General features: G+C 74.4%; 4 protein-coding genes. 2 read left to right on the top strand and 2 right to left on the bottom strand.

Going from position 1 to position 6,219, the window contains the following annotated elements:
- Positions 1 to 220: 220 nt before the first annotated feature.
- On the bottom strand, positions 221 to 511 hold the full coding sequence (locus K6I34_RS05965; RefSeq protein ID WP_229323027.1) for a DUF1330 domain-containing protein: 291 nt from the start codon (positions 509 to 511) through the stop codon (positions 221 to 223).
- Positions 512 to 673: 162 nt separating this feature from the next.
- On the opposite strand from K6I34_RS05965, the gene K6I34_RS38570 reads away from it, so the two are divergent.
- Positions 674 to 2,872, top strand: a complete 2,199-nt coding sequence (locus tag K6I34_RS38570; protein WP_229323026.1) for a S9 family peptidase — start codon at positions 674 to 676, stop codon at positions 2,870 to 2,872.
- Between the two features lie 76 nt (positions 2,873 to 2,948).
- Positions 2,949 to 3,188, top strand: coding sequence for a hypothetical protein (locus tag K6I34_RS05955; protein WP_229323025.1), 240 nt, complete (start codon positions 2,949 to 2,951; stop codon positions 3,186 to 3,188).
- 14 nt (positions 3,189 to 3,202) lie between these two features.
- On the opposite strand, the gene K6I34_RS05950 is transcribed toward K6I34_RS05955, so the two are convergent.
- Positions 3,203 to 6,148 carry a BTAD domain-containing putative transcriptional regulator gene (locus tag K6I34_RS05950; RefSeq protein WP_229323024.1) on the bottom strand — a complete coding sequence of 982 codons (2,946 nt, stop codon included), beginning with the start codon at positions 6,146 to 6,148 and terminating at the stop codon, positions 3,203 to 3,205.
- Positions 6,149 to 6,219 lie beyond the last annotated feature (71 nt).

The following is a 6,219-nucleotide window of genomic DNA, read 5'->3' as shown; positions in this document are numbered from 1 at the left end:
GCGGGCGAGGACACGGGCGGGACGGCTCCTGTTCGGACGGCCGGGTGGGGTGGCGGGCGGCGGCCGGGACGGCGCCCCGGAAGGAACGATATGACAGACGCCCGGTGCGATACGTGCGTCACACCACCCGGCGCGCTGCTTCGATGGCCGGTCAAGCGCTTCCCGATACCCGACTGATACAAAACGGCTCGCGCTCGCCCCCCGCCACCGTGATCGGCCGCTATGCCACGCCGTGGACGAGGAGGACGGGGCCCTCCGTCGCCCCGAGGCGGTCCTCGGCGATCTCCACGTACTCGGGCGAGGCCGCCCAGGCGGTGAACGCGTCGCGGTCCGGGAAGGCCACCATGATCAGCTTGTCCTTCGCCCACTCCCCCTCGACCACCTCCACCTGCTCGTCGGCCGCCAGCAGCCGGCCACCGTACTGCTGGAGCACCGGCAGGAACCGGGCCACGTAGCGCTCGTAGCGCGGGCGGTCGTTGATGGAGAGCTGGGCTATCGCGTAGACGGTCATCCGCGTCACCTTTCGCATGGACTGTGGAACGGCAGGAGCAGTATCTCCCCCCGTGCGCCCGGGCGTCGATCACCCGTGGACCCGCCGTAGACGCGCGCGGTGGAGTCTTTTCGTCACTGGGCGGACGGGGCATGCGGGAAAGAGGTGGCGGAGGTGCGGACAGTGCCGGAGACGGACGCGCGCGGGAACGGCGAGGGCCACCCGGCGTCCGTGCGTACGGTCCACGGTGACCGCTTCGTCGACGAGTTCGCCTGGCTGGCCGCGCGGGACCGTCCCGAGGTGCTGGCGCACCTCAGGTCCGAGAACGTCCGGACCGAGCGGTCCACCGCCCATCTGGAGGGGCTGCGCGACGCGGTGTTCGCGGAGCTGAAGGCGGCGGCGCGGCCGGCGGACCTGTCCGTGCCCGTCCGCAAGGGCGGCTACTGGTACTACAGCCGGTCCGAGGACGGCGCGCCGTACCGGGTCCACTGCCGGGTTCCGGCCACCGACGGCGGCGCGGCCCCCGACCTCGGGCCGGGGCGCCCGCCGCCCGCGGGCGAGTGCGTGGTCCTCGACGAGAACGCGGTCGCCGACGAGTACGGGTTCTTCGCCCCCGGGGGCTTCGAGGTGAGCGCGGACGGCACGCTGCTCGTGTACGCCGCCGACCACACGGGCGCGGAGCGGTTCGTGCTCCGTACGAGGAACCTGGTCACCGGCGCCACGCCGACGGGCGAGATCCGCGGGACCTCCGGCGACGCCGCCTGGTCCGGTGACCGCCGCAGTCTGTTCTACGTCGCGCTGGACGGCACCGGGCGACCCCACCGGGTGTGGCGGCGCCACCTCGACGGCGGCACCCCGGACGTCCTGGTCCTCGAAGAGAAGGACCCGCGCTTCCGGCTGTCCCTGGGGCTCACCCGGTCCGGGCAGTACGTACTGATCGAGTCCCGCAGCAGGACCACCAACGAGGTCCGGTACGTCCCGGCCGACCGGCCCGGCCAAGGGCCCTGCCTGATCGGCGGCAGCCGACGCGAGGGGGTCCGGAGGCAGGTGGAGCACCAGGGCGGACGTTTCCTCGTCCTGCACAACGACGGGGCGGGGAACGCGGAAGACCCAGAAAACGCGGAGGACTTCGTCCTCGACTGGGCTCCGGTGGAGGACCCGACCCGGCTCCGGCGTCTGGTCGAGCACCGGGCGGACACCCTGCTGACCGGCGTCGACGCCTTCGAGGAACACGTGGTGGTCGCGTTCCGCCGCTCCGGGCTCAGCGGGCTCATGGTGCTGCCGGACACGGGAGAGCCGTGGGAGGTCGCCTTCCCCGAACCGCTGCACTCCCTGACGCCGGAGGCGAATCCCGAGTACCGGACGCGGAGTTTCCGGCTGCGTCACGCCTCCCTGGCGACCCCGGACACCGTGTACTCCTGCGACCTCGACACCGGTGCGCTCACCCCCCTCAGGCGCCGGTCCGTCCGCGGGGACTTCGACCCGGCCCGGTACGTGCAGCGCCGTGAATGGGCCGTCGCCGCCGACGGGACGCGCGTACCGGTCTCGCTGGTCGCCCGCGCGGACGTCCCCCGGGACGGCAGCGCGCCGCTCCTGCTGGCCGGGTACGGCAGCTACGGGACGAGCGTCGACCCGTGCTTCTCGGTGTCCCGGCTGTCCCTCCTCGACCGGGGGTTCGTCTTCGCCGTCGCCCATGTGCGGGGCGGCGGCGAGCTCGGCCACCGCTGGCACGAGGGCGGCAGGCTGCTGCGCAAGCCCAACGGTTTCACCGACTTCGTGGCGTGCGCCGAGCACCTGGCCGCCACGGGGTGGACCCGGCGGGGGCGGATCGTCGCCCGCGGCGGCGCGGCCGGAGGGCTGCTGGTCGCGGCGGCGGCGAGGCTGGCTCCCGGCCTGTTCGCGGGGATCGTGGCGGAGGCGCCCTTTGTGGACCCGCTGGCCTCGCTGCTCGACCCGGCGCGGCCGCTCACCGCGGCCGAGCGGGAGGAGTGGGGCGACCCGCTCGCCGATCCCGCCGTGTACCGCTGCGTCAAGGCGTACTCGCCGTACGAGAACGTGACCGACGACGTGCACCCGCCGGTCCTGGCGACCGCCGGGCTCGACGATCCCCGGGTCCCGTACCACCAGCCCGCCAAGTGGATCGCCCGGCTCCGCGCCACCGCGCGGGGCGGCCCGTTCCTGCTGAGGACGGCGCTCGAAGCGGGGCACGCGGGCCCGTCGGGACGGCACAGGGCGTGGCGGGAAGAGGCCGCGACGCTGGCATGGGTGATCGACGCGGCCGAGCGCGCCGGACGCGGCGACCGGCCGGGCCCGCACACCTTACGGGCCCCCGGAGACCCATTACACGGATGTATATCGAACATAGATGGGGCCCGGCCATAGTCGGTCCAGTCCGGACCACATCCCCGGGGCCGGTCCCCGGAGGGATGGCACCGCTTCCGAGAAGACAGGGTTTCCCGTGCCGCAGAAGCAGCAGCAGAAGCAGAAGTCGCAGTCGCTCAGGCTCCGCCGTATGGCTCTCCTCGTCCCGGCCGCCGTCGCCGCCGTCATGGCCGTCGCCGGCCCCGCCGCGGCCGACGGGACGGACACCGGAACGACCACCGGAACGACCTCCGGGACGGGGATCCACCATCCCCTGCCGCACCAGAACGAGGTCAACTCGACGGCGGGCGACCCGCCGAAGCAGCAGACCATCTGATGACCACCCGATGACTATCCGATGCCGTCGACGAGGCGCTGTGCCTGCGAGGCCTCGGGCAGCCCCGCCCGGGTGAAGACCTCCAGAGCCTCCCGGGCACAGGCCCGCCCCTGTTCGGCGTCGCGGGCGTCGAACAGGACGCGCGCGTACACGAGCAGGGCGTAGCCCCGGTCCCGGTCCCGGCCGAGCACGGTCCGGAAGTAGGCCACCGCCCGCTCCGCGTTCTCCCGCGCCTCCCCCGTCCGGCCGAGGACGCGCAGCGTCTCGGCGCGCCGGTAGTGCGCCTGCGCCTGCTGGCCGGTGATCCCCGACGAGGCGCTCACGGCGAGGCACTCCTCGTAGTCGGCCAGCGCGTCCTCGTACCGGCCGAGTTCGTGCAGGGCCTGTCCTCGTACGCACAGCGCGTAGGCGGTGCCGCGCCGGTCCGCCACCTCGCGCAGCGCGGCCAGTGCCGTGTCGCAGGCGGGCAGCGCCTCGTCCGCCCGGCCGCCGCGGGCCCTGGCGAGGGCCGCGTTGAGCATGATGATGAGTTCGCCCGACCGGTGCCCCAGTTCCACGGCGATGGCCAGCGCCCGGTCGAAGCAGTCGGCGGCCTCGTCGTAGCGCTGCTCGAACTGGGCGATGACCCCCAGGTCGTTGTACGTCTGCTGGAGGATGGCCGGGTCGTCGGCCCGGCGGCACGCTTCGACGGCCAGCTGGATGCAGTGCCGGGCCCGGGCCAGCCGGGTGGCCTGGAGTGCCGCGTTGCCGCAGATGAAATAGGCCCGCCCGGCGGCCCGGTGGTTCCCGCCCTGCGCGGCCGCTTCGCCCAGCGCCTCGGCGGCGGCGACGATCTGCGCGTACGGGATCTCCTGGCCGTAGGCGCCGAGGCCCACCAGCAGGTCGGCGGCGGCCGTCAGCAGCGCGGGCTCGGTGCCGCCCCACCGTCCGACGAGGAGCTGGACGGTGTGGATCGCGCAGTCGAACTCGCCGACGACCCACGCCCGGGCCCCGGCCAGATCCGTGAACCGCGCCCGGCCCGGACCGGGCCTCCCGGCGGGGAGCATGCTGTGCACCGGGTCCCCGGGGATCATCCACTGGAACGCCTCGACGGCCACTTCCAGGAGATGGTTCAGCAGCCGGCTCACCACGGCGAGGTCCGCGCTGTCCGGCGTTTCGCCCTCCGGCGCGGGCAGTTGACGCGCGTAGTCCCGTACGAGGTCGTGGTAGCGGTACCGGCCCGGTGCGGGCGATTCGAGCAGCGCGGCGTCCACCAGCGACTCCAGGAGCGTGTCCGCCTCCTTCTCCGGCAGCGCGAGGGCCGCGGCCGCCGCGTCGAGGCCGATACCGGCCGAGGCGACGTCCGTCAGCGACCGGAACACCCGCGCCTGCGGGCCGGTCAGCTGGCGGTGCCCGAGCTCGAACGCGGCGGCCACGGCCAGGTCGCCGACCTGCAGTTCGGCGAGCCGGCGCCGTTCGTCGGCGAGGCGGTCGACCAGGTGCCGCATCGTCCAGCCCGGCCGGGCGGCCAGCCGGGCGGCCACGATCCGCACGGCGAGGGGCAGATGCGCGCAGGCGGCGACGAGCGCCGCCGCCGCGGGCTCCTCCTCGTCGACACGGCGCGCGCCCACGATGCGACGTACCAGGTCGAGGGCTTCCGCGCCGCTGAACTCCGCGAGCTTGACGTGGGCGTTGGCGGGCACCCCGGCCAGATGGGCCCGGCTGGTCAGTACCACCGCGCAGGGGGCGCTCCCCGGCAGCAGCGGCCTGATCTGTCCCGTGTCGCGGACGTCGTCGAGGACGAGCAGCACCCGGCGCCCGTCGAGAACGGTGCGGAAGAGCCGGGCCCGGTCCTCCAGCGAGGCCGGGATCTCCTGCCGCGGGACCCCCAGGGCGGTGAGGAAGCTGGCCAGCACCGCGTCCGGGTCGGCCGCGCCCGTACCGGTGCCGCGCAGTTCCGCGTAGAGCTGCCCGTCGGGGAAGTCCTCCTTGACGTGGTGCGCGACCCGCAGGGCGAGCGCGCTCTTGCCCATGCCGCCCATCCCGCTGACGGCGACGACCGCGGGCCCGGTACGGGACGGGTCGGTCAGCGCCCGGCGCAGCTCGGCGACGGCGTCGTCGCGGCCGGTGAAGTCGGGGACGTCCGGCGGCAGCTGCGCGGGCCGGACGGGAACGGCCGGGGGCCCGGCGGGCGCGGTGTCGGACACAGTGCCGGACACGGTGTCGGTTCCGGCACCGGCGGCCGGTACGGCCAGGAGCAGGGTCGGGTCGGCGGCGAGTATGCGCTCGTGCAGCTTCCGCAGCTCGGGCCCCGGGTCCAGGCCGAGCTCCTGGGCGAGCACGGTACGGGCCTTGCCGAACACCGCCAGGGCATCCGCCTGGCGCCCGGTGGCGTACAGGGCCCGCATCAGGAACCCGTGGAGCCGCTCGCGCAGCGGCTGCTCATGGGTGAGGGCGGTGAGCTCCGGTATGACCTGGGCGTGCCGCCCGCGCAGCAGGTCCAGGTCGAATCGTTCCTCCAGGAGCGTCAGGCGCAGTTCGGCCAGCCGGGAGCGCTCATTGGCGGCGAACGGCCCCGGCACCCCCGCCAGGGGCTCCCCGCGCCACAGCGCCAGGGCCTTGGTCAGGACGTCGGCGCACTCGTCGTACCGCCCCGCCGCACGCGCCCGCGCCGCGGCCGCGGCGCCCCGCTCGGCCTGGAGCGCGTCCACGGCCGAGGGTGATACGGCCAGCTGGTAGCCGTCACCCGCGGAGTCGAGCAGATGCGGATCGCAGCCGGCGGCCGCGAGCAGCTTGCGCAGCCGCCACACGTAGGTCCGCAGAACCGACGCGGCCGAGTCCGGCGCGTCCTCGCCCCACACGGCCCCGACCAGCTCGTGCAGCGGGACCACATGACCGGGCCGCAGCGCCAGCACCGCGAGCGTCGCCTGCTGCTGCGGCGACCCGCAACGCACCCCGGTCCCGCCGACCTGGATGGTCATGGCCCCGAACATCAGAATTTCCACAGTCCCCCCATGGCACCCCATGCGCTGTCCCCGCCTGCCGGTCCGCG

This window comes from Streptomyces sp. UNOC14_S4 (assembly GCF_020740835.1).
Taxonomy (GTDB): domain Bacteria; phylum Actinomycetota; class Actinomycetes; order Streptomycetales; family Streptomycetaceae; genus Streptomyces.
This window is presented reverse-complemented; position numbering and strand designations above follow the sequence as displayed.